Annotated in this window: 23 protein-coding genes; 11 read left to right on the top strand and 12 right to left on the bottom strand. The window is 66.5% G+C overall.

Features of this window, described 5'->3' with window-relative positions; genetic code table 11:
* Positions 1 to 31 precede the first annotated feature (31 nt).
* Both secG and HCT51_RS08005 read left to right on the top strand, forming a co-directional pair.
* Positions 32 to 283 carry a preprotein translocase subunit SecG gene (gene secG / locus HCT51_RS08010; RefSeq protein ID WP_166872006.1) on the top strand — a complete coding sequence of 84 codons (252 nt, stop codon included), beginning with the start codon at positions 32 to 34 and terminating at the stop codon, positions 281 to 283.
* Positions 284 to 314: 31 nt separating this feature from the next.
* A complete protein-coding gene (locus HCT51_RS08005) occupies positions 315 to 674 on the top strand; it encodes an RNA polymerase-binding protein RbpA (RefSeq protein WP_166872009.1) in 360 nt (119 codons plus the stop codon).
* 81 nt (positions 675 to 755) lie between these two features.
* Here HCT51_RS08005 and pgl read toward each other — a convergent pair whose 3' ends face one another.
* Genes pgl through tkt form a run of 6 tightly spaced genes read right to left on the bottom strand, consistent with a single transcriptional unit; the run spans position 756 to position 8,915 of the window.
* Entirely contained in the window at positions 756 to 1,547 is a 792-nt protein-coding gene (gene pgl, locus HCT51_RS08000; protein ID WP_166872012.1) for a 6-phosphogluconolactonase, read from the bottom strand.
* 5 nt (positions 1,548 to 1,552) lie between these two features.
* Positions 1,553 to 2,521 carry a glucose-6-phosphate dehydrogenase assembly protein OpcA gene (locus tag HCT51_RS07995; RefSeq protein WP_166872015.1) on the bottom strand — a complete coding sequence of 323 codons (969 nt, stop codon included), beginning with the start codon at positions 2,519 to 2,521 and terminating at the stop codon, positions 1,553 to 1,555.
* Positions 2,518 to 4,059 (bottom strand): glucose-6-phosphate dehydrogenase, encoded by a 1,542-nt coding sequence (gene zwf / locus HCT51_RS07990; protein WP_166872018.1) that lies wholly within the window; start codon positions 4,057 to 4,059, stop codon positions 2,518 to 2,520. Before zwf ends, HCT51_RS07995 begins: the two co-directional genes overlap by 4 nt.
* A gap of 25 nt (positions 4,060 to 4,084) precedes the next feature.
* Positions 4,085 to 5,677: a glucose-6-phosphate isomerase gene (locus HCT51_RS07985; RefSeq protein ID WP_166872022.1), complete on the bottom strand. Its 1,593-nt coding sequence runs from the start codon at positions 5,675 to 5,677 to the stop codon at positions 4,085 to 4,087.
* Complete coding sequence (tal, locus tag HCT51_RS07980) at positions 5,674 to 6,798, bottom strand: transaldolase (protein ID WP_166872025.1); 1,125 nt, start codon at positions 6,796 to 6,798, stop codon at positions 5,674 to 5,676. The genes HCT51_RS07985 and tal overlap by 4 nt, the downstream gene beginning before the upstream one ends.
* Positions 6,799 to 6,821: 23 nt before the next feature.
* Positions 6,822 to 8,915 carry a transketolase gene (gene tkt, locus HCT51_RS07975; RefSeq protein ID WP_166872029.1) on the bottom strand — a complete coding sequence of 698 codons (2,094 nt, stop codon included), beginning with the start codon at positions 8,913 to 8,915 and terminating at the stop codon, positions 6,822 to 6,824.
* A 276-nt stretch (positions 8,916 to 9,191) separates the two neighbouring features.
* Between tkt and HCT51_RS07970 the strand changes: the two genes are divergently transcribed.
* The gene (locus HCT51_RS07970; protein ID WP_166872032.1) at positions 9,192 to 10,112 is read left to right on the top strand and encodes a heme o synthase; all 921 of its coding nucleotides are present in this window, start codon (positions 9,192 to 9,194) and stop codon (positions 10,110 to 10,112) included.
* A 237-nt stretch (positions 10,113 to 10,349) separates the two neighbouring features.
* On the opposite strand, the gene HCT51_RS07965 is transcribed toward HCT51_RS07970, so the two are convergent.
* Positions 10,350 to 11,258: a COX15/CtaA family protein gene (locus HCT51_RS07965; protein ID WP_166872035.1), complete on the bottom strand. Its 909-nt coding sequence runs from the start codon at positions 11,256 to 11,258 to the stop codon at positions 10,350 to 10,352.
* A 266-nt stretch (positions 11,259 to 11,524) separates the two neighbouring features.
* On the opposite strand from HCT51_RS07965, the gene sufB reads away from it, so the two are divergent.
* The 6 genes from sufB to HCT51_RS07935 all read left to right on the top strand — a co-directional run bounded on the left by sufB (position 11,525) and on the right by HCT51_RS07935 (position 17,321).
* On the top strand, positions 11,525 to 12,943 hold the full coding sequence (gene sufB / locus HCT51_RS07960; protein WP_166872038.1) for a Fe-S cluster assembly protein SufB: 1,419 nt from the start codon (positions 11,525 to 11,527) through the stop codon (positions 12,941 to 12,943).
* The gene (sufD, locus tag HCT51_RS07955; RefSeq protein WP_166872041.1) at positions 12,944 to 14,128 is read left to right on the top strand and encodes a Fe-S cluster assembly protein SufD; all 1,185 of its coding nucleotides are present in this window, start codon (positions 12,944 to 12,946) and stop codon (positions 14,126 to 14,128) included. It abuts the gene before it with no gap.
* Entirely contained in the window at positions 14,128 to 14,460 is a 333-nt protein-coding gene (locus HCT51_RS07950) for a non-heme iron oxygenase ferredoxin subunit (RefSeq protein WP_166872044.1), read from the top strand. Before sufD ends, HCT51_RS07950 begins: the two co-directional genes overlap by 1 nt.
* Positions 14,461 to 14,469: 9 nt before the next feature.
* Positions 14,470 to 15,234, top strand: coding sequence for a Fe-S cluster assembly ATPase SufC (gene sufC / locus HCT51_RS07945; protein WP_166872047.1), 765 nt, complete (start codon positions 14,470 to 14,472; stop codon positions 15,232 to 15,234).
* A 4-nt stretch (positions 15,235 to 15,238) separates the two neighbouring features.
* Positions 15,239 to 15,568, top strand: a complete 330-nt coding sequence (locus HCT51_RS07940; protein WP_166872050.1) for a metal-sulfur cluster assembly factor — start codon at positions 15,239 to 15,241, stop codon at positions 15,566 to 15,568.
* A gap of 154 nt (positions 15,569 to 15,722) precedes the next feature.
* Positions 15,723 to 17,321, top strand: coding sequence for an ABC-F family ATP-binding cassette domain-containing protein (locus HCT51_RS07935; protein ID WP_166872053.1), 1,599 nt, complete (start codon positions 15,723 to 15,725; stop codon positions 17,319 to 17,321).
* Between the two features lie 262 nt (positions 17,322 to 17,583).
* Here HCT51_RS07935 and HCT51_RS07930 read toward each other — a convergent pair whose 3' ends face one another.
* Genes HCT51_RS07930 through HCT51_RS07920 form a run of 3 tightly spaced genes read right to left on the bottom strand, consistent with a single transcriptional unit; the run spans position 17,584 to position 18,955 of the window.
* Positions 17,584 to 18,426 (bottom strand): SURF1 family cytochrome oxidase biogenesis protein, encoded by an 843-nt coding sequence (locus HCT51_RS07930; RefSeq protein WP_166872056.1) that lies wholly within the window; start codon positions 18,424 to 18,426, stop codon positions 17,584 to 17,586.
* Positions 18,423 to 18,677, bottom strand: coding sequence for a hypothetical protein (locus tag HCT51_RS07925; RefSeq protein ID WP_166872060.1), 255 nt, complete (start codon positions 18,675 to 18,677; stop codon positions 18,423 to 18,425). The genes HCT51_RS07930 and HCT51_RS07925 overlap by 4 nt, the downstream gene beginning before the upstream one ends.
* Complete coding sequence (locus HCT51_RS07920; protein WP_166872062.1) at positions 18,674 to 18,955, bottom strand: DUF3099 domain-containing protein; 282 nt, start codon at positions 18,953 to 18,955, stop codon at positions 18,674 to 18,676. Before HCT51_RS07920 ends, HCT51_RS07925 begins: the two co-directional genes overlap by 4 nt.
* A 50-nt stretch (positions 18,956 to 19,005) precedes the next feature.
* Here HCT51_RS07920 and fabG point away from each other — a divergent pair, with 50 nt between their 5' ends.
* Positions 19,006 to 19,716, top strand: coding sequence for a 3-oxoacyl-ACP reductase FabG (gene fabG / locus HCT51_RS07915; RefSeq protein ID WP_166872065.1), 711 nt, complete (start codon positions 19,006 to 19,008; stop codon positions 19,714 to 19,716).
* Positions 19,717 to 19,771: 55 nt separating this feature from the next.
* On the opposite strand, the gene serB is transcribed toward fabG, so the two are convergent.
* Positions 19,772 to 20,410 carry a phosphoserine phosphatase SerB gene (gene serB / locus HCT51_RS07910; protein ID WP_166872068.1) on the bottom strand — a complete coding sequence of 213 codons (639 nt, stop codon included), beginning with the start codon at positions 20,408 to 20,410 and terminating at the stop codon, positions 19,772 to 19,774.
* A 44-nt stretch (positions 20,411 to 20,454) separates the two neighbouring features.
* A complete protein-coding gene (gene glgC / locus HCT51_RS07905) occupies positions 20,455 to 21,693 on the bottom strand; it encodes a glucose-1-phosphate adenylyltransferase (protein WP_166872071.1) in 1,239 nt (412 codons plus the stop codon).
* Positions 21,694 to 21,739: 46 nt separating this feature from the next.
* Between glgC and glgA the strand changes: the two genes are divergently transcribed.
* Positions 21,740 to 22,924, top strand: coding sequence for a glycogen synthase (glgA, locus tag HCT51_RS07900; RefSeq protein ID WP_166872074.1), 1,185 nt, complete (start codon positions 21,740 to 21,742; stop codon positions 22,922 to 22,924).
* Positions 22,925 to 22,961 lie beyond the last annotated feature (37 nt).

Raw genomic sequence — 22,961 nt, 5'->3', positions numbered from 1 at the left:
TGACGGTCTACAACCGTTCGAAAGGTAACCCGTGGATATTCTTCAGGTCGTGCTGCAGGTTCTCCTCGGCATCACGAGCCTCCTGCTCACGCTGCTGATCCTGCTGCACCGCGGGCGCGGTGGCGGCTTGTCCGACATGTTCGGCGGCGGCGTCACCTCAAACCTGGGAGCATCCGGGGTCGCGGAGCGCAACCTGAACCGCATCACGGTGATCCTCGCCGTCGTGTGGATCACCTGCATCGTGGTGCTCGGGCTCATCACCAAGTTCGACTCGGGCATCTAGGCCAGCAGAATTCTGAGCAAGGGGGACCGAAGTGGCTTCAGGCGGTAGTGCAATTCGTGGTTCGCGCGTCGGCGCGGGCCCCATGGGGGAACAGGACCGCGGCTTCCAAGCCGAGCGTGTCGCCGTGTCCTACTGGGACGAACTCGGCAATGAGACGGTGCGCTACTATTCAGCCACCCTTCCCGACGACGAGATCCCCGCGACGATCGACAGCCCCTCAACCGGGCTGCCCGCCGGTCGCGACAAAGACAACCCGCCTCAGGTGACGAAGCTTGAGCCGTACAAGACGCACCTGGCATACGTCAAGGAGCGCCGCACCGAAGAAGAAGCTGAGGCGCTTCTCGAGGAGTCGCTGCAGCAGCTGCGCGCCCGCCGCGGCATGACCGCGTAGCGCTCACCAAAACAGCGCTCACCAAAGTTCAACAAGTAAAGGCCGCCCAATCGGGCGGCCTTTAGTTGTTGCTGCTACGACTCAGTTGTCGTCGGCTGACGTCCAGTACCGGTTCTTCGCGATGAGATCCTCGGGAACCTCGGCCGTGGCCTCCTGGTCGACGAAGAACACCGTGCGCTTGCGCCCCTGCACTCCGGCGGCCGGAACGGAGTCGGTCGCGACCCCCGCCATGGTGAGCCCGAGAGCGGATGCCTTGTCCTGACCGGCAAGCATCAGCCAGACCCGGTCGGAGTTGTTGATCACCGGCAGGGTGAGGCTGAGGCGTTCCGGCGGTGGCTTGGGCGAGTTGCGCACCGCGATGACGCTTCTCTCGGTTTCCCGGATGCCGGGCAGGCCAGGGAACAGCGATGCCACGTGTCCGTCAGGTCCCACCCCGAGGAATGTGACGGCGAACCGCGGGTAGCTGCCCTCGGCAGCGGCGTTCGCGAGCTCCGCCGCGTAGGCGTCGGCCGCGGCATCCAGATCCTCGTACTCGCCCGGAGCCGGGAACGTGTGCACATGCGACTCGTCGACCGCCACGTGAGTGAGCAACGCGTCGATCGCCTGCTGGTCGTTGCGGTCAGCGTGACCGCGCGGCACCCAGCGCTCGTCGCCCCACCAGAAGTGCAGCCGCGACCAGTCCAGGCTGTCGCGCGCGGCCGAGGCGTTGATGGCGTCCAGCACGGCGATGCCCATCGAGCCGCCGGTCAACGCCACATGCGCCTCGTCTTCGGTCTCGAGCACGTCGATCATCTTGGTGATGAACCGCGCCGCGGCCGACCCGGCGAGGGAGATCTTGTCTGGGTGCACGAGCACCCGCCGTTCATTCGTCACGGAATCTACGCCTGGCCTTTCCCGGTCGGGAACGGGGTGGTGACGGCCGCCTGGTCGGCGATCAGCGCCACTCCGTCCGTGATCACTCGTCCAAACAAAACATCGGGATCGAGTCTGCGCAACTCTTCCGAGAGGCAGTCGCGCAGGTTGCGGCGGGGCAGCGAGATGTCGTGCACCGGCTGGTTCGGCTGGGTGAGCGTCGCGACGCCCGGGATCTCCCGCTCCAGATCGATCACACCGCTCGCTCGGTGCAACCGCACTCCGTGGATTCCGCCTCGCTCCTCGTCGGGGCTGGTCATGGTGAGGTTCACCGGCACCTCGAGCTGCAATGTCAGCCACGCGGCGAGCAGCATGGTCGAGGGGGAGTCGGATGCCCCGGTCACGTCGATTCCGGTGATCGGCTCGTACGGCGGCTGGTCGAGCACCGCGGCAAGCTGCGCCCGCCACAGGGTGAGGCGGGTCCAGGCGAAGTCGGTGTCGCCGGGCGCGTAGGACACCGAGCAACGGGCGATCGCCGCCGCCGGGTCGGCCGCGGCGGCGGCATCGCTGATCCGGCGCTGCGCGATCCGTCCCAACGGGGAGGTGCTGGGCACCGGGGGAGCCTCGCGCGGCCACCAGGCCACCACGGGGGCATCCGGAAGCAGCAGCGCCATCACCAGGCCCTCCTCGTCGGCGGCGATCTCGCCGTAGGCGCGCAGCACGATGACCTCGCTGGCCCCGGCGTCGCCGCCCACCCGGATCTCGGCATCGAGGCGGTTGGGCTTCGTGGGGTCGGTGGAGACCACGATGACCCGCATCGGATGCTCGCGGGAGGCGTCGTTCGCGGCCTTGATGGCCTCTTCCTCATCGCCGATCGGGACCGCGATGACGAGCGTCAGCACACGCCCGAGAGCGACGACGCCGCCCTCCTCGCGGATGCTGACAATGCTCTTCGACACCGCGCTGGTGGTGGTGTTGGGCAGGTCGACGATCATGGACGCCTCCAGGTGCGGCCGTCGCGGGCCATCAGTTCATCGGCGGAGCTCGGACCCCAGGTGCCGGGCTTGTACTGTTCCGGCTGACCCTGGGTCTGCCAGAACTCCTCGATCGGGTCGAGGATCTTCCAGCTGAGTTCAACCTCAGCGTGGCGGGGGAACAGCGGCGGGTCGCCGAGCAGCACGTCGAGGATGAGCCGCTCGTAGGCTTCCGGGCTCGCCTCGGTGAAGGCGTGACCGTAGCCGAAGTCCATGGTGACGTCGCGGATCTGCAGGCTGGCCCCCGGCACCTTCGACCCGAACCGGATGGTGACGCCCTCGTCGGGCTGCACCCGAATCACGATCGCGTTCTCACCGAGCTCGGAAGTCTGGCTTTCGGCGAAGAGGTACTGCGGTGCTCGTTTGAACACCACCGCGATCTCGGTGACGCGACGGCCCAGGCGCTTGCCCGCGCGCAGGTAGAACGGCACGCCCGCCCAGCGGCGCGTGTTGATGTCCAGCCGCATTGCCGCGTAGGTCTCGGTGAGCGATTCCGGGTTCATGCCGTCCTCGTCGAGGAAGCCGAGCACCTTCTCGCCACCCTGCCAGCCGCCGGCGTATTGCCCGCGCGCGGTCGACGCGGCAAGATCATCGGTCAGGCGCACTGCAGCCAGCACCTTCTCCTTCTCGGCGCGCAGGTCGGCGGCGTCGAACGAGTTCGGCTCCTCCATGGCGGTGAGCGCGAGCAACTGCAGCAGGTGGTTCTGGATCACGTCGCGGGCCGCGCCGATGCCGTCGTAGTAGCCGGCACGGCCGCCCACTCCGATGTCTTCGGCCATCGTGATCTGCACGTGGTCGACATAGTTGCTGTTCCAGATCGGCTCCCACAGCTCGTTGGCGAAGCGCAGCGCCAGAATATTCTGAACCGTCTCCTTGCCGAGGTAGTGGTCGATGCGGAACACCGAACCGGGTGGGAAGACCGACTCCACCACCGCGTTCAACTCGCGGGCGGATTTCAGGTCGCTGCCGAACGGCTTCTCGATCACCACGCGGCGCCACGAGTTGTCGGACTGCTCAGCGAGCCCCGCGGATCGCAACTGCTCGGTGACCAGCGGGAACGCCTTCGGCGGGATCGACAGGTAGAACGCGTGGTTGCCCATCGTTCCCCTGGAGGAGTCGAGCTCCTCGAGCGTCGCCTTCAACCGCGCGAACGCGGCAGGGTCGTCGAACTCACCCTGGACGAAGCGGATGCCCTGGCTGAGTTGCTGCCAGACCGCCTCGTCGAACGGGGTACGCGCGTACTTCTTGACCGCGTCGTGCACCTCCCGTTCGAAGTCCTGGGTCTCCCAGTCGCGTCGGGCGAAGCCGACCAGGGCAAACCCCGCGGGCAGCAGCCCGCGGTTCGCCAGGTCGTACACCGCCGGCATCAGTTTCTTGCGCGACAGGTCACCCGTCACGCCGAAGATGATGAGCGCGCTCGGTCCGGCTATGCGGTTGAGTCGACGATCGGTGGGCAGGCGCAGCGGGTTGATCCCGGGCGCGATCTCCACGGGGGGCATAGAGCTCCTTGTTGCGGTGGGTGAGCTAGCCGAGCGCGCGCGCGAGCGTGGCCAGCCCGTTCGCCGGTTCGGTGAGGGTGAGGGTCAGCACCGGGCGGCCGTGCTCGCCGAGCACGGTCGCGTCTCCGGCAGCCTGCGCCTGGATCAACTGTCCGAACGTGAACGGACGGTCCGGGATCTCCAGGTCGTGCGGCTCGCTGGCAAGGATCTGCAGGAACACGCCGATCGCGGGTCCACCCTTGTGGAACTGACCAGTCGAGTGCAGGAAGCGCGGACCCCAACCGAAGGTGACCGGGCGTCCGGTCTTCTCGGCGATCAGGTTGCGGAGCTTCTCGAAATCGGGGTGAGCGACCCGGTCGACGTACGCCTGAACTGACACGTATCCGGTGTCGGAGAGCTGGTCGAACAGGGCCTCGAGCGCGGCATCCAGCGTCGTGGCGTGCTCGGCGACTGCCCCGCGGACCTCGACTCCCTCTGCCACGAACAGCGGCGCGGCCGGTTCGGGTCGGGCGTCCAGCAGGCCGCGCGCGGCCACCTTGGCCGACTCGACGTCTGGCTGGTCGAACGGGTTGATGCCGAGCAGGCGGCCGGCGACCGCGGTGGCGTACTCCCAGGTGAGCAGCTGCGCGCCGAGGGTGCCGGTGATCTCGATCTCGCCCTCCTCGACCTCCTTGGTGTCGTTCCAGTCACCGACCAGGCGAATCACCTGCAAGTCGGGCAGGTCGGCGGAGAGCTCCGGAGCGTCGGTGCCGAACACCACCGGAAGCAGTCCGGTGCCGTTCTTGCCTGTCGATTCGGCGATCAGCTGCTCCGCCCAATCGGCGAAGCCCAGGATGTGGGTGCCGTCGGCGACGATGGCCAGCTTGTTCTTCAGCGGCCGGGTGCCCGCGATCGCCGCGCCCAGCACGAGGCCGGGGTTCGACGGGATGTCCTGCGCAAGCTCCAGGGAGACCGCTTCGGCCTCGTCGAGCAGGCGCTTGATGTCGACACCGGCGAGTCCGGACGGCACCAGCCCGAACGCGGTGAGCGCCGAGTAGCGCCCGCCGACGTTAGGGTCGGCGTTGAACACGCGGTAGCCGGCTTCGCGCGCCGAGATGTCGAGCGGCGATCCGGGATCGGTGACGATGATGATCCGGTCGATCGGGTCGATGCCGGCGTCGCGGAACGCCTGCTCGTACACCCGCTTCTGGCTGTCGGTTTCGACGGTGCCGCCGGACTTGGACGAGATCACCACGGCGGTGCTCGCGAGACGGTCGTTCAGCGCGGCGAGCACCTGTCCGGGGGAGGTCGAGTCAAGCACGGTCAGTGCGACGCCCTCGGTGCGGGTGATCACCTCGGGGGCGAGCGAGGATCCGCCCATCCCGCCGAGCACGATGTGGTCGACGCCGTCGGCGCGCAGCTTGTGACGGAGCGCGAGGATGTCGTCGACCAGGGGCCGCGATACCACGATCGACTCGGTCCAGCCGAGGCGCTTGCCCGCCTCGGCTTCCGCGTCGGGGCCCCACAGGGTCTCATCCTGATCGGTGATGCGGCTGGCAACGAGGTCGCTGACCAGCTGCGGCACGATGCGGCCGACAGCCTCCGCTGCCGCGCCGCTCACGCCGATCTTGATGCTCACTTGGCCTCGACCTTCGCCGCGTCGAGCGCTGCGGTGACGGTGTCGAGCAGTTCGTTCCAGGAGACTACGAACTTGTCCACGCCCTCACGCTCGAGCAGCTCGGTGACGTCGTCGTATGAGACACCCTGCGCGGCGATTGCGTCCATCGTGGCGTTGGCCTCCGCGTAGCTAGCGGTGACCTTGTCGCCCTCGATCACGCCGTGGTCGAAGGTGGCTTCCAGCGTCTTCTCCGGCATGGTGTTGACCGTGTTCTTGACGGCGAGCTCGGTCACGTACAGCGTGTCGGGCAGGCTGGGGTCCTTGACACCGGTCGACGCCCACAGCGGGCGCTGAATGTTCGCTCCGGCGGCGAGCAAGGTCTTGGCCCGCTCGGAGTCGAAGGACTGCTCGAACACCTCGTAGGCGAGGCGCGCGTTCGCAACGCCAGCCTTGCTCTTCAAGGCCTTGGCCTCGTCGGTGCCGACCGCTTCGAGGCGCTTGTCGATCTCGGTGTCGACGCGCGACACGAAGAACGAGGCGACCGAGTGGATGGTGGACAGGTCGTGACCGGCGGCCTTCGCCTTCTCCAGCCCGGTGAGGTACGCGTTGATGACCTCGCGGTAGCGCGTCAGGCTGAAGATCAGGGTGACGTTGACGCTGATGCCCTCGGCGATGGTGGCGGTGATGGCGTCCAGGCCCTCGACCGTTGCCGGGATCTTGATCATCACGTTGGGACGGTCGACCTTGGCCCACAGGGTCTTCGCCTCGGCGATGGTGTCCTCGGTGTGGTTGGCGCGCGCCGGCTCAACCTCGATCGAGACGCGGCCGTCGAAGCCGTTGCTGGCGTCGTAGACCGGGCGCAGGATGTCGCAGGCCGTGGTCACGTCGTGCGTGGTGATCTCGAACACGGCTTCGGTGACGTCGGCGCCGGTCTTGGCCAGTTCCGCGACCTGCGCGTCGTAGGTGGTGCCCTTGGCAAGCGCGGAGGCGAAGATCGTGGGGTTGGTGGTGACACCGACGACGTTGCGGTCGGCCATCAGCTCTTTCAGGCCGCCGGAGACGATGCGGTCGCGGGACAGGTCGTCGAGCCAGATGCTGACGCCGAGGTCGGAGAGGGCCTGGGTGGGGGTGCTGTTCGTCATTTTCTTCTTCCTTCTCTGACGCCCTAGAGGGCGGCCAGCGATTCCTTGGCGGCCGCGAGAGCAGCCTCGGTGGTGATCCCGAACTTGTGGAACAGGGTCTTGTAGTCGGCCGAGGCACCGAAGTGCTCGATCGAGACGCTGCGGCCGGCGTCGCCGACGTAACGCTGCCAGGTCAGGTCGAGGCCGGCCTCGATCGACACCCGCGCCTTGACGGCGGCGGGCAGAACGGACTCCTTGTACTCCGCGCTCTGCTCTTCGAACCACTCGACGCTCGGCATCGACACGACGCGCGCGTTGATGCCGTCGGCCTTGAGCGCCTCGCGGGCGTTGACGGCGAGCTGAACCTCGGACCCGGTGGCGATGAAGATCACGTCTGGGGTGCCGTTCGGGGCCTCTGCCAACACGTAGCCGCCCTTGGCGACGTTCTTCGCCGACGCGAACGTGTCGCCGCTGGCGTCACCCTCACCACGCGCGAACACCGGGATGTTCTGGCGGGTCAGCGCGATACCGGCCGGCGCGTTGCGGCGCTCGAGGATCGTCTTCCAGGCCCAGGCCACCTCGTTGGCATCTCCCGGGCGCACGATCTCAAGACCGGGGATGGCGCGCAGCGTGGACAGCTGCTCGACCGGCTGGTGGGTGGGGCCGTCTTCACCGAGCGCGACGGAGTCGTGCGTCCAGACGAAGATCGACGGCACCTTCATGAGTGCAGCCAGACGCACCGCGGGGCGCATGTAGTCGCTGAAGATCAGGAAGGTTCCACCGAATGCGCGGGTCGGGCCGTGCAGCACGATGCCGTTCAGGATGGCGCCCATGGCGTGCTCGCGGATGCCGAAGTGCAGCACTCGGCCGTACTTGTCGCCCTTCCACGCAGCCGTGGAGTACTGCTCAGGCACGAACGACTTGGCACCCTCGATGGTGGTGTTGTTCGACTCTGCGAGGTCGGCGGAGCCGCCCCACAGTTCTGGCACGATCGCGCCCAGGGCGTTCAGCACCTTGCCGGATGCGGCGCGGGTGGAGACGTCCTTGCCCGGCTCGAACACCGGCAGCGCGGCGTCGATGCCCTCGGGCAGTTCGCCGCGGAGGAGCCGGTCGAGCAGCGCCTTCTTGTCAGCGTTGGCCTCGGCCCACGCGTCGAAGGACTTCTGCCACTCTGCGCGCCTCTCGGCGCCACGATCGATGGCCTTCCGGGTGTGCTCGATGACCTCGTCGGCGACGACGAAGTTCTTGGCCGGGTCGAAGCCGAGCACCTCCTTGACGGCGGCGAGCTCCTCGGCGCCGAGCGCGGAGCCGTGGATCTTGCCGGTGTTCTGCTTCTTCGGGGCGGGCCAGCCGATGATCGTCTTCAGGATGATCAGGCTGGGCTTGGAGGTCTCGGCCTGGGCTGCCTCGATGGCGGCGTTCAGCGCCTGGATGTCCTCGACGTACTCGCCGGTCTTCTTCCAATCGACGACCTGAACCTGCCAGCCGTACGCCTCGTACCGGGCCTGTACGTCTTCGGTGAAGGCGATGTTGGTGTCGTCTTCGATCGAGATCTGGTTGGAGTCGTAGATCGCGATGAGGTTGCCGAGCTGCTGGTGGCCGGCGAGCGATCCGGCCTCGCTGGTGATGCCCTCCTGCAGGTCACCGTCGCCGGCGATCACGTAGATGTTGTGATCGAACGGGCTGGTGCCGTCCGCGGCATCCGGGTCAAACAGGCCACGCTCGTAGCGGGCGGCGTAGGCGAAGCCCACGGCGGACGCGAGTCCCTGGCCGAGCGGGCCGGTGGTGATCTCCACGCCGTCGGTGTGACCGAACTCGGGGTGGCCGGGGGTCAGCGAGCCCCAGGTGCGCAGCTTCTTGAGGTCGTCGAGCTCGAGGCCGTAGCCGCCCAGGTAAAGCTGGACGTACTGGGTCAGCGAGCTGTGGCCCGCAGACAGGATGAACCGGTCCCGACCGAGCCAGTGCTGGTCGCTGGGGTCATGGCGCATGACCTTCTGGAAGAGCAGGTACGCCGCGGGAGCAAGGCTCATGGCCGTCCCCGGGTGTCCGTTACCGACCTTCTCCACGGCATCCGCCGCGAGAACTCGAGCGGTGTCTACTGCCTGGTTGTCAATGGAATCCCATTGGAGTGCTGCCACTGGAATGATGACCCTTCTATTGCGGTACCGGAGTGTCCGGTCGGGGGGTGTGCATGCCGAAGACTTCGTTGGCTTGTGTGAAGGCACCGCCTGATATCAATCTGCGGGGGGAACTGGACCTTCGGTTAGGCAAGCATGACCAAGTATAGAGAGCCACGCCGATTCGGGCAGTGCGGGGTTACCGCTGGCGTAACACCGAACGGCCGTGCGGCGCGGATTGGTCGGCGCACGCATCGATTAGACTCGACATCGAGATTCCAGGACCAACGAGGAGCGATGAACGTAGCCGTAGAACCCCAAATCCGGGCCCCCCGCACCGGGTTCCGGCGCACGGTCAAGGCGTACGTCTCGCTGACCAAACCGCGGGTGACCGAGTTGCTCTTGGTCACCACGGCGCCCGTGATGATCCTTGCCCAGAACGGCATCCCGAACCTGTGGCTGATGCTTGCCACCCTCATCGGCGGCTCGATGAGCGCCGGGGCGGCAAGTGCGTTCAACTGCTACTTCGACCGCGACATCGACAAGCTGATGCACCGCACCGAGAACCGACCGCTAGTGACGGGGGAGATCACCCCACGGGCTGCGCTGATCTTCGCCTCGACGCTGGCCGTGCTGTCGACGGTGTGGCTGCTGGTGTTCACCAACTGGCTCGCCGCGGCGCTGTCGGTTGCCGCGATCTTCTTCTATGTCGTGGTGTACACGCTGGTGCTGAAGCGGCGCACCGAGCAGAACATCGTCTGGGGCGGAATCGCCGGATGCTTCCCCGTGGTGATCGGCTGGTCGGCGGTGACCGGATCGTTGACCTGGGCACCCGTCATCCTGTTCGCCGTCGTCTTTCTCTGGACGCCGCCGCACTACTGGCCGCTGTCGATGAAGTACCGCGACGACTACGAGAACGCGGGAGTGCCGATGCTCGCCGTGCTGCGCGGCCACGCCGAGGTGGGTCTGCAGACCATCCTGTACGCGTGGGCGACCGTGGCGTGCTCGTTGCTGCTGATCCCGGTGGCGTCGATGGGGCTGCTGTACAGTGCCGTCGCGCTGATCGCCGGCGGATGGTTCGTCTTCGAGACGCACCGACTGTACAGCCAGGCGATCCGCGGCGAGAAGGTGCGCCCGATGCTGGTCTTCCAGGCGAGCATCACCTACCTGACGCTGCTGTTCCTGGCTGTGGGCGTAGACCCGCTGCTGCCCTTCTAACCGCGGAACCACGGCCGCGCGCGCAGATTCCGGTGCGGGCGCGCGCTGAGGTCCATCATTTGGTCCTTCGTCGGGAGCCGAAAGGGCCGAAGCACAGACCTCACGGACCCGCGTCGGGAAAACCAGGCGCCCGCATCGCCGCTCAGCACGATCAGGTCGACCGTGTCGTTGCCGATCTCCGCCCGACGCTGCGCTACCGCGGGCTACGCGTTGCCGCGGGCTACGCGTTATCGCGGGCTAACTCTGCGGCGTGAGGGGCTCGGCGGCGACCGGGCGCTTCTGCGCCAGCAGCACCACCGTCATCACCGCGGCCAGCAGCGCGGCGAGCACCATGTGCACGCCGACGGCGAGTTCGGGCAGGCCGTTGCGCGCCTGGTAGAGGCCGACGGCGATCTGCACCAGTTCCACCGCGAGCAGCGCCAGCGTCCACGACCTGAGCCGCGGCATCCGCCATGCTCCAATCACGAGCACGATGGTCAGCGCGAACAGGGCATAGCCGGGCCACGCGTGCACGTGCTCCAGCAGTTCGGCGTTGAAGCCGTTGCGGCCGGCGGCCGCGTCGCCGGAGTGCGGTCCCGCGCCGGTGGTGAGCACCCCGAAGGCGATCGTGAGCGCCAGCACCGCCGTCGTCACGTGGGTGAGACCGGCATATCGGCCGGACACGACCCGCTCCCGCCGCCCGGCGGGGGAGTACACCCGGTAGACCAGGGCAGCGGCGACACAGACCAGGACGAGCGACGCGACGTAGTGGAAGCCGACGATCACCGGGTTGAGGCCGGTCCACACGGTGATGCCGCCGACGATCGCCTGGGCGAGGATTCCGGCGAGCAGCACCAGGCTGAGCACGAACAGGTCGCGCCGCTCACGCCGGATGCGCCAGAGCAACACGAGCATCACCACCGCGACGATGCCAAGCACCCCGGTCATCGTGCGGTTGCCGAACTCGATGATGCCGTGGATGCCCATCTCGGCGGTGGGGACGAGGGAATCCGGCGTGCAGGTCGGCCAGGTGGGGCAGCCAAGCCCGGAGCCGGTGAGGCGCACGGCGCCGCCCGTTCCGATGATCGCCCACTGGGTGAAGAGGGACAGCCAGGCGAAAACTTTGATGCCGGTCGACAGCCCGCCGAGCGAACGATTGCGGGGCACAACGGCGGTTGTGGGGGAGCTACTCAAGGGGATTCTCGTCCTTCGTTACTTTTCAGGCTGCTCCCTGTAGAATTGACGGGTTCTACGAACACGCCACTTGCCGGGAGTCAGAGTTGACCAACGGGGTCACCACTCCCGTGTCCTGGATCAGTCTAAGCAACCCACCGATTAACGGGATGTGGGACAGATCCGCTTCTGGCTGTGCTGCGCGTAAGGAATGCTGGCCCGACCACCTTGGTTGAGTCCAGTAGGAAATGAGGTAATCCATGTCAGATGTCCTGATCGACCGACCCGAGCTCGCTGGCCTCGGCCAATACGAATTTGGCTGGGCAGACTCCGACTCTGCCGGCGCATCCGCCCGTCGTGGCATCTCGGAACAGGTCGTCACCGACATCTCCGCGCTGAAGGACGAGCCGGAGTGGATGCTGAAGAACCGGCTGAAGGCACTCAAGCTCTTCGGCATGAAGCCCATGCCGAAGTGGGGTGCCGACCTTTCCGGCATCGACTTCGACAACATCAAGTATTTCGTGCGCTCCACCGAGAAGCAGGCCACCTCGTGGGAAGAGCTGCCCGACGACATCAAGAACACGTACGAGAAGCTCGGCATCCCCGAGGCGGAACGCCAGCGCCTCGTCGCCGGCGTGGCAGCCCAGTATGAGTCCGAGGTGGTCTACCACACGATCCGCGAAGACCTTGAGGCGCAGGGTGTCATCTTCATGGACACCGACACCGCACTCCGCGAGCACCCCGAGTTCTTCAAGGAGTACTTCGGCACCGTCATCCCGTCTGGTGACAACAAGTTCGCGGCCCTGAACTCCGCCGTCTGGTCCGGCGGCTCCTTCGTCTACGTGCCGCCGGGCGTACACGTCGAGATTCCGCTGCAGGCCTACTTCCGTATCAACACGGAGAACATGGGCCAGTTCGAGCGCACGCTGATCATCGCCGACGAGGGCAGCTACGTGCACTACATCGAGGGCTGCACCGCCCCGATCTACAAGTCAGACTCGCTGCACTCCGCCGTGGTCGAGATCATCGTGAAGAAGAACGCCCGCGTTCGCTACACGACGATCCAGAACTGGTCGAACAACGTCTACAACCTGGTCACCAAGCGCGCGATCGCGCACGAGGGCGCCACCATGGAGTGGATCGACGGCAACATCGGCTCCAAGGTCACCATGAAGTACCCGTCGATCTACCTGATGGGGGAGCACGCCAAGGGCGAGACCCTGTCGGTCGCATTCGCCGGACCCGGCCAGCATCAGGATGCTGGGGCCAAGATGATCCACATGGCGCCGTACACCACCTCGTCGATCGTCTCCAAGTCGATCGCCCGCGGCGGCGGTCGCGCCGGGTACCGCGGTGAAATCCGCATCGACGCGAACGCCCACCACTCGGCGAACACGGTGCGCTGTGACGCGTTGCTGGTCGACACCATCTCCCGCTCCGACACCTACCCGGCCATCGACATCCGCGTCGACGACGTGCAACTCGGTCATGAGGCGACCGTGTCCCGTGTCAGCGAAGAGCAGCTGTTCTACCTGCAGTCCCGCGGCATGCCAGAGGACGAGGCAATGGCCATGATCGTGCGCGGGTTCATCGAACCGATCGCCCGCGAGCTGCCGATGGAGTACGCGCTCGAACTCAATAAGCTCATCGAGATGAGCATGGAAGGATCCGTCGGCTAAATGTCGGAAGCGACCACTGTCACACCTGAACAGCATGGACTGAAGCAACACAGCGACGGAGGATGGGCTGAAGTTCCCCTTCAGACTCGCTCGGAGCGGTTCTCTTCTGTGCACCACACCGACTTCCCCGAGGTCACCGGCCGCGAGGCGGAATGGCACCTCACCCCGGTCGACTTGGTGCGTCCCCTCATCGACGATGCCCTGGACGGCAGCCCGTACGCGGTGCTGTACCCAGAAGTCGCCGGAGCGGATGTCGAGTGGATCGACCGCACGGATGCGCGCATCGGCACCGCAGGCACCTCCGAAGAGCGAGCGGCCGCCAACGCGTGGTCCAGCTTTGAGAAGGCGCTGTCGATCACCGTGAGCGGCGACGAGCCCGTGGTGCTGAAGGTGAGCCGGTCAACCTTGACCGCTGACCGCCGCGCCGCGCACACCATCGTCACGGCTAAGCCGAACAGCACCGGCCTCGTCATCCTGCAGAGCAACGGCGACGCCCAGCTCAGCGAGAACGTCGAGATCATCGTCGAAGACGGCGCCCGCCTCACCGTTGTCTCCGTGCAGGAATGGAATGCCGACGCCCTGCACCTGGCCAGCCACTTCGCCCGCATCGGCCGCGACGCCACCCTGAAGCACATCGTCGTCTCGCTCGGCGGCAAGGTGGTCAGGGTCAACCCATCGGCGCACCTCGCCGAGCAGGGCGCCGACGGTGAACTCTTCGGCGTGTACTTTGCCGACGCCGGCCAGCACCTGGAACAGCGCGTCTACGTGAACCACGACGCCCCGAACACCCGCAGCCGCGTCAACTACAAGGGCGCGCTGAACGGACAAGGCGCCCGCACCGTCTGGGTGGGCGACGTGCTCATCGGCCGCACCGCGCCCGGCACCGACAGCTACGAGCAGAACCGCAACCTGGTGCTGAGCGACGGCACCCGCGCCGACTCCATCCCGAACCTCGAGATCGAAACCGGCGACATCGCCGGCGCCGGACACGCCAGCGCCACCGGTCGTTTCGACGACGAGCACCTGTTCTACCTGCGCTCCCGCGGGATCAGCGAGGACGAGGCCCGTCGCCTTGTCGTGCTGGGCTTCCTGTCGGAGATCGTGCAGAAGATCGGTCAGCCCGAACTCGAGGAGCGCCTGCACCACGCTCTGGAAGCGGAGCTCGCCGCAGCAGGATCGAACTGATGGCGGCAAGTCGGGCGTGCTCCGTCGACGAAATCGCCGTGGGACAGGCGAAGCGTGTCGTCATCGACGGCGTACCCATCGCGGTCGTGAAGGACTCAGCCGGCGACATCCACGCCATCGGGGACACCTGCACACACGGAGACATCTCGCTCTCAGAAGGGTTCGTCGAGGATGACACGTTGGAGTGCTGGGCCCACGGCTCACGCTTCTCGCTGATCAGCGGCAAGCCCCTCTCCCTGCCGGCCTACGAGCCGGTCCCGGTTTTCGTCGTGACCATCACCGATGGCGACATTTACATTGACCCCAGCGACACGGTCGCTGTAGACGCATAGGAATAGAACATGTCAGTACTTGAAATCAAGGGCCTCAAGGTCTCGATCGACACCGACCAGGGCGCCAAGGAGATCCTGAAGGGCGTCGACCTGACGATCCAGGAGGGCGAGATCCACGCCATCATGGGCCCGAACGGTTCGGGCAAGTCGACGCTCGCGTACACGATCGCCGGACACCCGCGCTACAACGTGACCGGCGGAACGATCACCCTCGACGGCGAAGACGTGCTGGCCATGAGCATCGACCAGCGCGCCCGCGTCGGCCTGTTCCTCGCCATGCAGTACCCGGTTGAGATCCCCGGTGTGACGGTCTCCAACTTCCTGCGCACGGCCAAGACCGCCATCGACGGGGAGGCGCCGCCGCTTCGCCCGTGGATCAAGCAGGTCCGCGAGTCGATGCAGAACCTGCGCATGGACGGCACGTTCGCCGAGCGCAACGTCAACGAGGGCTTCTCCGGTGGCGAGAAGAAGCGTCACGAGATCCTGCAGCTCGAGCTGCTGAAGCCGAAGTTCGCGGTGCTCGATGAGACCGACTCCGGACTGGATGTCGATGCGCTCAAGGTCGTGTCGGAGGGGGTCAACCGGGCCAAGGCCAACACCGGTCTCGGCATCCTGTTGATCACCCACTACACCCGCATCCTGCGCTACATCAAGCCGGACTTCGTGCACGTCTTCGTCGACGGCAAGGTGGCAGAAGAGGGCGGCCCCGAGCTCGCCGAGCGCCTCGAGAACGAGGGCTACGATCGCTATCTCACAGAGTCGAGCGTAAGCTAGCGCCATGGCAACAGCACTCGCTCCAGCGCTGTTCGACCAGATCGAAGAGGCGCTGAAAGACGTGATGGACCCGGAGCTCGGCGTGAATGTCGTCGACCTCGGGCTCATCTACGACCTCACCTGGGACGACGAGAACGACGCGCTCATCATCAGCATGACGCTGACCTCGGCCGGCTGCCCGCTCACCGATGTGCTCGAGGAGCAGACCGCCCAGTCGCTCGACGGAGTCGTGGAACGATTCCGCATCAACTGGGTATGGATGCCGCCGTGGGGTCCCGAAAAGATCACCGACGATGGCCGCGACATGATGCGCGCCATCGGCTTCAGCATCTGACCGCGATCCACCACCAACACTGATTCACCAAACCCCGCGTGCTGCCACCGCCGGCAGCACGCGGGGTGTTTCATGAGCCGAACTACACTGGTCGGCTGATTCCCCTTGACTGTTCGCGCCATCGTGCGCGTTGTAAACGAAATGGACACCGACTGTGCTGAATGCTCACGACCTCGAGATTCGGGTGGGCGCACGCCTGCTCATGGAGGGTGTGAACTTCCGCGTCGATAAGGGCGACAAGGTCGGCCTCGTCGGGCGCAACGGTGCCGGCAAGACCACCCTCACCAAGACGCTCGCGGGGGAGACCGCGCCCAGCGGCGGCACCATCTCCCGCAACGGCGAGATCGGCTATCTACCGCAGGACCCGCGCTCCGGCAACCCGGAAGAGCTGGCCCGCACCCGCATCCTTGACGCGCGCGGACTCGGCCAGCTCGTGCTCGGCATGCGCGAGGCGACGCACAACATGGCGTCGACGGATGCCGCGACAGCCGAGAAGGCGATGGAGAAGTACGGCCGCCTCACCGACCGCTTCGATGCCCTCGGCGGGTACGCCGCCGAAGCCGAAGCCGCGTCCATCGCGAGCAACCTGAACCTGCCTGACCGCATCCTGGACCAGCCGTTGAAGACGCTCTCCGGTGGTCAGCGTCGCCGCATCGAGCTGGCACGCATCCTGTTCTCCGACGCGCAGACGCTGATCCTCGACGAGCCGACCAACCACCTCGACGCGGACTCCGTGGTCTGGCTGCGCGAGTTCCTGAAAGGCTACAGCGGCGGGTTTATCGTGATCAGCCACGACATCGAGCTGGTTGGCGAGACCGTCAATAAGGTGTTCTACCTCGACGCGAACCGTCAGGTGATCGACATCTACAACATGGGCTGGAAGCACTACCTGCGGCAGCGCGAGTCCGATGAGGAACGCCGCAAGAAGGAACGCTCCAACGCCGAGAAGAAGGCAACAACCCTGCAGTTGCAGGCGGCCAGGTTCGGCGCCAAGGCGTCCAAGGCCGCCGCAGCGCACCAGATGGTGGCGCGGGCGGAGAAGCTGCTCGCGGGACTTGACGACGTGCGCGCCGTCGACCGGGTGGCGAAGCTGCGCTTCCCCGACCCTGCCCCCTGCGGTCGCACCCCGCTGATGGCCTCGAACCTGAGCAAGAGCTACGGCTCGCTGGAGATCTTCACCGCCGTCGACCTGGCGATCGACCGCGGATCGAAGGTCGTCGTGCTCGGGCTGAACGGTGCGGGCAAGACCACGCTGCTGCGGATGCTCGCCGGCGTCGACAAGCCGGACACCGGTCAGGTCGAGCCGGGCCACGGCCTGCGGGTGGGCTACTACGCGCAGGAGCACGAGACCATCGACGTCAAGCGCTCGGTTCTGGAGAACATGGTGTCCTCGTCGCCGAACCTGACCGAGACCGAGGCGCGGCGCGTGCTCGGCTCGTTCCTGTTCACCGGTGACGACGCCACCAAGCCGGCCGGTGTCCTCTCCGGCGGTGAGAAGACCCGGCTCGCGTTGGCGATGATTGTGGTCTCCGGCGCCAACGTGCTGCTGCTCGACGAACCGACCAACAACCTCGACCCGGCAAGCCGTGAAGAGATCCTCGGCGCCCTGGCCAGCTACACCGGTGCGGTGGTGCTGGTCAGCCACGACGCTGGTGCCGTTCAGGCGCTCAACCCCGAGCGGGTACTGATCCTGCCCGACGGGGTAGAGGACCACTGGAACAAGGACTACGTCGACCTGATCGAGCTGGCCTAAAAGACCTCTGAACAAGTAGGGCCGCGCGGCTCGGCTGCGCCGACTGCAACTGCGGCTCGCGCGCGCGGGCCGAGGTTGCAGTCACATCTGAACGGGAGACGCCCGCTACCCGCAGTTGCGCGCGCTGGCGATTGTTCAGGCGCCCGCGCGACTGAGAGGCGCGCAAGTCCCGGGCTGACTGACCGGCTGCAATTCAGGGCCGCGCGCGCGGCTCGGAATCGCGCTTGAACGGCCGCGCTCCTCCGCAGCGATACCCGACGGGTCAGTCGACCCTGTCGAGCAGCGCGTCCTCGATGTCGCTGTCGGTCGGCCCGCGGGCATCCTGCTTGCGCTGACGCTCCGCGGCGCGCTTGCGCTCGGCGGGGTCATCGGCGTTCGCGATGCGGTACTCGGTGCGAATTGCCCAGCCGAGTCCGAAGAAGCCCATCAGGCCGAACGCGATCCACTGCAGCGCGTACGAGAAGTGCGGTCCCTCGTCCTCGGGGGGACGCTCCAGCGCGATCGGTCGGTCGGCGACCGGGGGAGTCTCGCTGGCCAGCAGGCCGTACGCGTTCAGGTAGGTGTTCTCACCGACCAGGTCTTGCACGGTCGGCAGGTTGACGGTGGCGATCTGACCCTCCGGCGCCGAGCGGTTCGGTAGCGTCGGTTCGCCGGCCTTCATCCGGGCGACCACGGTGACCCGACCCTCCGGCGGGGCCGGAATGCTGTCCGGCGCGTCCTGCGCAGAACCGGTGGGCAGCCAGCCGCGATCGACGACGAACACGCTGCCGCCGTCAAGCCGCAGAGGGGTCAGCACATCGAAGCCGGGCTGACCGTTCAGCGGCCGGTTGCGCACCAGCAGCTGCTCCTCGACCAGGTAGGTGCCGGTCATCTCGACCGGGGTCCACTTGAGCATGTCATCCCAGCCTTCGCGATCGGCGAGCACCTCCGTGAGCGGACGCGGTGCGGCATCCCAGTTCGCGGCGACCTTGGCGTTCTCCGCCTTCGCCTCATCGAGGCGGGCAAACTGCCAGTTGCTGAGTAGCACGCAGGCGAGAGCGAAGACCAGGGTGGCAAGCAGGTACCCGGCCCAGCGGCGGTTGAGCACGAACCTCCAGCCGCTCATTCCGTCCCCTCCACCGGCGCATCGGCCAGTGACTCGACGACCACGCCGACGGGCGTGATCGTGACGGGGAAGGATCGGGCGTCCAGGAAGTCGTACAGATAGTCGCGGTGCTCATCGCAGGCCAGCCAGACCTTCACCCGGTCGGCGGCGTGGATCTTGGGGTTACGCCAGTTGACGTTCCAGCTGGCGTCCGCTGAGCAGCCCGCGCGCGAGCACGTCGGCACGGTCGGGTTCTGGCCGAATCCGATCATTGAGTGTTGTCATCCCTCGGCTTGGCGGGAAGAAGGGCACCGGGCCGCATCACTTCCGCAGGTTCAGCTGCCGAGTGTACATTCGCGATCACCACGGCAATGTACGGCAGCACCACGGCGCCGATCGCGGGCACTAGCAGCCACCAGCCCTGCACGAAGAAGCAGGCGAAGACGCACAACAGTCGGATGCCCATGGTCACCGAATACTTGATCATCCGGGCGCGACGGTCTGCCTCCGGAGCGGGGGGAAGTGAGGTGATCGACGCTGCGTGCTTCATAGTCACTCCTCAGCGTACGCCGCTCTCAAGCGACGGTAGGCTCGAGAATCATGTCAATTTCCCGCACAGTTCTGGTCACCGGTGGCAACCGCGGAATCGGATATTCCATCGCCGAAGAATTCATCGCCCAGGGTCACCGCGTCGCGGTGACGGCCCGCTCCGGAGAGGGCCCAGCCGGCAGCCTCACGGTCACCGCCGACGTCACGGATGCCGCATCCATCGACGCGGCGTTCAGCCAGATCGAGGCGGAACTCGGCCCCGTCGAGGTGGTCGTCGCGAACGCCGGAATCACCCGCGACACCCTGCTGCTGCGTATGAGCGACGACGATTTCACCGAGGTGATCGACACCAACCTGAGCGGCGCATTCCGAGTGGTCAAGCGCGCCTCGAAGGGCATGCTGAAGGCCAAGTTCGGTCGCGTCATCCTGGTCGGCAGCGTCGTCGGGCTCTACGGCGGTCCCGGCCAGATCAACTACTCAGCCTCGAAGGCGGGCCTGGTCGGCATCGCGCGATCGCTGACCCGCGAACTCGGCTCCCGCGGCATCACCGCCAATGTCGTCGCCCCCGGCTTCATCGAGACCGAAATGACTGCAGTGCTGCCGGATGCCACGCAGACCGAGTACAAGAAGAACATCCCCGCCGGTCGATTCGCCACCCCGAACGAGGTGGCGCGAGTCATCACCTGGCTGGCCGGCGACGACGCCGCATACATCTCCGGGGCGGTCATCCCGGTGGATGGCGGCTTGGGGATGGGTCACTAGACCCACGGATGCCGCGTGGCCTCGGCATCTGCCGGATGCCCCGCGGCTCGGCCCGTCAGCCGCGGAGGCCGAGCAACGGCAGCAGCTGCGACAGGTCGCGAGCGTCGATGATGACGTCGGCCTCATCCCGCACCGGTGCCTTGGCGTCGAAGCCCACCGCGAGCCCGGTGATCGCCATCATCCGCAGGTCGTTCGCTCCGTCGCCGACCGCAACGGTCTGGCTGAGGGGGATGCCGAAGTCATCGGCCCACTCTCGGAGTGTGTCGGCCTTGGCCTCGGCATCCACCACCGGTCCAGACAGTGCGCCGGTGAGATGGCCATCAACCACCTCGAGCCGATTGGCGCGCCAGTAGTTCAACCCGAGCGCTTCGGCGATGGGATCCACGATTTCGTGGAAGCCGCCGGAGACCACTCCGACTCGGCCGCCGGCCGCCTGCACGGCGGCAATCATCTCAGGCACACCGTGGGTGACGGCGACCCGCTCGCCCGCCAGCTGGAACACCGAGACGGGAAGCCCGGCCAGAGTGGCAACACGGGCGCGGAGGCTTGCCTCGAAGTCGAGTTCACCGTTCATCGCCCGGTAGGTGATCTCGGCGACTTGCTCGAGCGACCCAGCTTCCTCGGCGAGCAGTTCGATCACCTCGTTTTCGATGAGGGTGGAATCGACATCGAGGACAACGAGGAACTGGGCCATGGAGTGCGGTGCTGCCTTTCGAGCGGGTGCTGTGCGTCGAGTACTCAGTCGACAGTCACGCCTTTGCCGACCACGGTGATGCCGGTCGGCGTGACGGTGAAGCCCTTCGCGCGATCGGCCTCGTGGTCGACCCCGACCGTTGCGCCGGGAGCGACGACGACTTCCTTGTCCAGAATAGCCCGCTTGACCACCGCTCCTTCGCCGATTACCGACCGCTCGAAGATCACCGAGTCGACGACTCTGGCACCCGATTCCACGTTCACCCAGGTGCCCAGCACGCTGCGCTCGATGTGCGCGCCGGAGATCACACACCCGAGCGAGACGATCGAGTCGATCGTCGTGCCGACGCTGTTGCGCGCGTCGCGCACAAACTTGGCGGGCGGCGAGTTCAGTTGTTGGCTGAAGATGGGCCAATCCGTGTTGTACAGGTTGAACACCGGCAGAGCGGAAATCAGGTCCTGGTGCGCCTCGAAGAAGGACTCGATGGTTCCCACGTCGCGCCAGTAGGTGCGGTCCCGGTCGGTGGAGCCGGGCACGCTGTTGTACTTGAAGTCGTACACGGCAGCCTCGCCGCGGGACACGAAGTCGGGCACGATGTCGCCGCCCATGTCATGACTGGAATCGGCGCGCTGCCCGTCTCGGGTGACCGCCTCCATCAGCACGTCGGCGTTGAAGATGTAGTTGCCCATCGAGGCGAGCACCTCGCCAGGCGAATCCGCGAGCCCGGTCGGGTTCTTGGGCTTCTCGAGGAACGCGGCGATGCGATCCGGATGCTTCGGGTCGACTTCGATCACCCCGAACTGGTCGGCGAGGCTGATCGGCTGGCGAATCGCAGCCACGGTCACCCCGGCACCCGACGCGATATGCGCCTCAAGCATCTGGTGGAAGTCCATCCGGTAGACGTGGTCGGCGCCCACCACGATCACGATGTCCGGCTTCTCGTCGCGCAGCAGGTTGAGGCTCTGGAAGATCGCGTCGGCTGAGCCGCTGAACCAGCGTTTGCCCAGTCGCTGCTGGGCCGGAACGGATGCCACGTAGGCGTTGAGCATGCCGGTCAGCCGCCAGGTCTGCGAGATGTGCCGGTCGAGGCTGTGCGACTTGTACTGGGTGAGCACGACGATCTGCCGGAGCCCGGAGTTGATCAGGTTCGACAGCGCAAAGTCGATCAACCGGTACCCACCGGCGAAGGGCACGGCGGGCTTCGCTCGGTCAGCGGTCAGCGGCATCAGGCGCTTTCCCTCGCCACCAGCGAGGACAATTCCGAAAACCTTCAGAGGCGCCATGCCTCCACAGTATTGCCGCGCGACCAGATGCACTAGCGTCGGCTTTATGCGAGTCGACGTGATCAGCCGTGAGTATCCGCCGGAGGTCTACGGGGGAGCGGGGGTGCATGTCGCTGAACTCGTGCGAGCACTGCGTGATTCCCTCGACGTGCGCGTGCGCTGCTTCGGCATGCCACGAGATGAAGAGAACGTGTTCAACTACCTGGTTCCCGGCCAGCTCAGCGAGGCGAATCCGGCGCTGGCCACCCTCGGGGTTGACCTGCAGATCGCCCAGGATGTCGCCGGCGCCGACCTGGTGCACTCGCACACCTGGTACGCGAACGGCGCAGGGCATCTGGCGAAGCTGCTGCACGACATCCCGCACATTGTCACTGCCCACAGCCTGGAGCCGCTGCGCCCGTGGAAGGCCGAGCAACTGGGTGGCGGCTACCGCGTGTCGAGCTGGATCGAGCAGACCGCGTTCGAGGCCGCCGACGCGGTGATCGCGGTCAGCCACGGCATGCGGCGCGACATCCTTCGTTCCTATCCCACCCTCGACGAGAACACGGTCGCGGTGGTGCATAACGGGATCGACCTGGAGCGGTGGGTGCCCAGCGACGACGCCGACCTGGTGCGGTCGCTCGGCGTGGACCCCGACCGCCCCTCGGTCGTGTTCGTCGGTCGCATCACCCGGCAGAAGGGGCTGCCATATCTGTTGCGCGCCGCGGCCCTGCTACCGCCCGACGTGCAGGTCGTGCTCTGCGCCGGCGCCCCCGACACCCAGGAGATCCTCGCCGAGGTGCACTCCGGGGTCGCGGCGCTGCAACTGCAGCGATCCGGTGTCATCTGGCTGGATCGGCTGCTGAGCCAGCCGGAGCTGGGGGCGGTGCTCTCGCACGCCACCACCTTCGTCTGCCCATCGGTCTACGAACCACTCGGCATCGTCAATCTGGAAGCAATGGCGTGCGGCGCGCCGGTTGTCGCCACCGCCACCGGCGGCATCCCCGAGGTCGTCGACGACGGAGTGACCGGGCGGCTGGTGCCGATCGAGCAGCTGGATGACGGCTCGGGCACGCCGCTCGACCCCGAACGGTTTGTGGCCGATCTGGCGGTGGCCCTGACCGAGGTGGTCAGCAACCCCGACGAGGCCAGGCGGATGGGCCGGGCCGGTCGGGCCAAGGCACAGGCCGAATTCGGCTGGGATCGCATCGCCGTTCGCACCCGTGAGATCTACGATTCCGTACTGAACTGATGCCAGCGGGGGAGTGAGGAACCCTTGCTCACTCGGA

The organism is Salinibacterium sp. ZJ450, assembly GCF_011751885.2.
In the GTDB taxonomy this organism is placed as follows: Bacteria; Actinomycetota; Actinomycetes; order Actinomycetales; family Microbacteriaceae; genus Ruicaihuangia.
This window is presented reverse-complemented; position numbering and strand designations above follow the sequence as displayed.

Excerpts from the sequence above, each read along its gene's own strand:
- HCT51_RS07995 (WP_166872015.1), bottom strand. The coding sequence starts at position 2,521 with ATGATCGTCGACCTGCCCAACACCACCACCAGCGCGGTGTCGAAGAGC.
- zwf (WP_166872018.1), bottom strand. The coding sequence starts at position 4,059 with ATGCCCCCCGTGGAGATCGCGCCCGGGATCAACCCGCTGCGCCTGCCC.
- tal (WP_166872025.1), bottom strand. The coding sequence starts at position 6,798 with ATGACGAACAGCACCCCCACCCAGGCCCTCTCCGACCTCGGCGTCAGC.
- HCT51_RS07970 (WP_166872032.1), top strand. The coding sequence starts at position 9,192 with ATGAACGTAGCCGTAGAACCCCAAATCCGGGCCCCCCGCACCGGGTTC.
- sufB (WP_166872038.1), top strand. The coding sequence starts at position 11,525 with ATGTCAGATGTCCTGATCGACCGACCCGAGCTCGCTGGCCTCGGCCAA.
- sufD (WP_166872041.1), top strand. The coding sequence starts at position 12,944 with ATGTCGGAAGCGACCACTGTCACACCTGAACAGCATGGACTGAAGCAA.
- HCT51_RS07950 (WP_166872044.1), top strand. The coding sequence starts at position 14,128 with ATGGCGGCAAGTCGGGCGTGCTCCGTCGACGAAATCGCCGTGGGACAG.
- sufC (WP_166872047.1), top strand. The coding sequence starts at position 14,470 with ATGTCAGTACTTGAAATCAAGGGCCTCAAGGTCTCGATCGACACCGAC.
- HCT51_RS07940 (WP_166872050.1), top strand. The coding sequence starts at position 15,239 with ATGGCAACAGCACTCGCTCCAGCGCTGTTCGACCAGATCGAAGAGGCG.
- HCT51_RS07930 (WP_166872056.1), bottom strand. The coding sequence starts at position 18,426 with ATGAGCGGCTGGAGGTTCGTGCTCAACCGCCGCTGGGCCGGGTACCTG.
- HCT51_RS07925 (WP_166872060.1), bottom strand. The coding sequence starts at position 18,677 with ATGATCGGATTCGGCCAGAACCCGACCGTGCCGACGTGCTCGCGCGCG.
- HCT51_RS07920 (WP_166872062.1), bottom strand. The coding sequence starts at position 18,955 with ATGAAGCACGCAGCGTCGATCACCTCACTTCCCCCCGCTCCGGAGGCA.
- fabG (WP_166872065.1), top strand. The coding sequence starts at position 19,006 with ATGTCAATTTCCCGCACAGTTCTGGTCACCGGTGGCAACCGCGGAATC.
- serB (WP_166872068.1), bottom strand. The coding sequence starts at position 20,410 with ATGGCCCAGTTCCTCGTTGTCCTCGATGTCGATTCCACCCTCATCGAA.
- glgC (WP_166872071.1), bottom strand. The coding sequence starts at position 21,693 with ATGGCGCCTCTGAAGGTTTTCGGAATTGTCCTCGCTGGTGGCGAGGGA.
- glgA (WP_166872074.1), top strand. The coding sequence starts at position 21,740 with ATGCGAGTCGACGTGATCAGCCGTGAGTATCCGCCGGAGGTCTACGGG.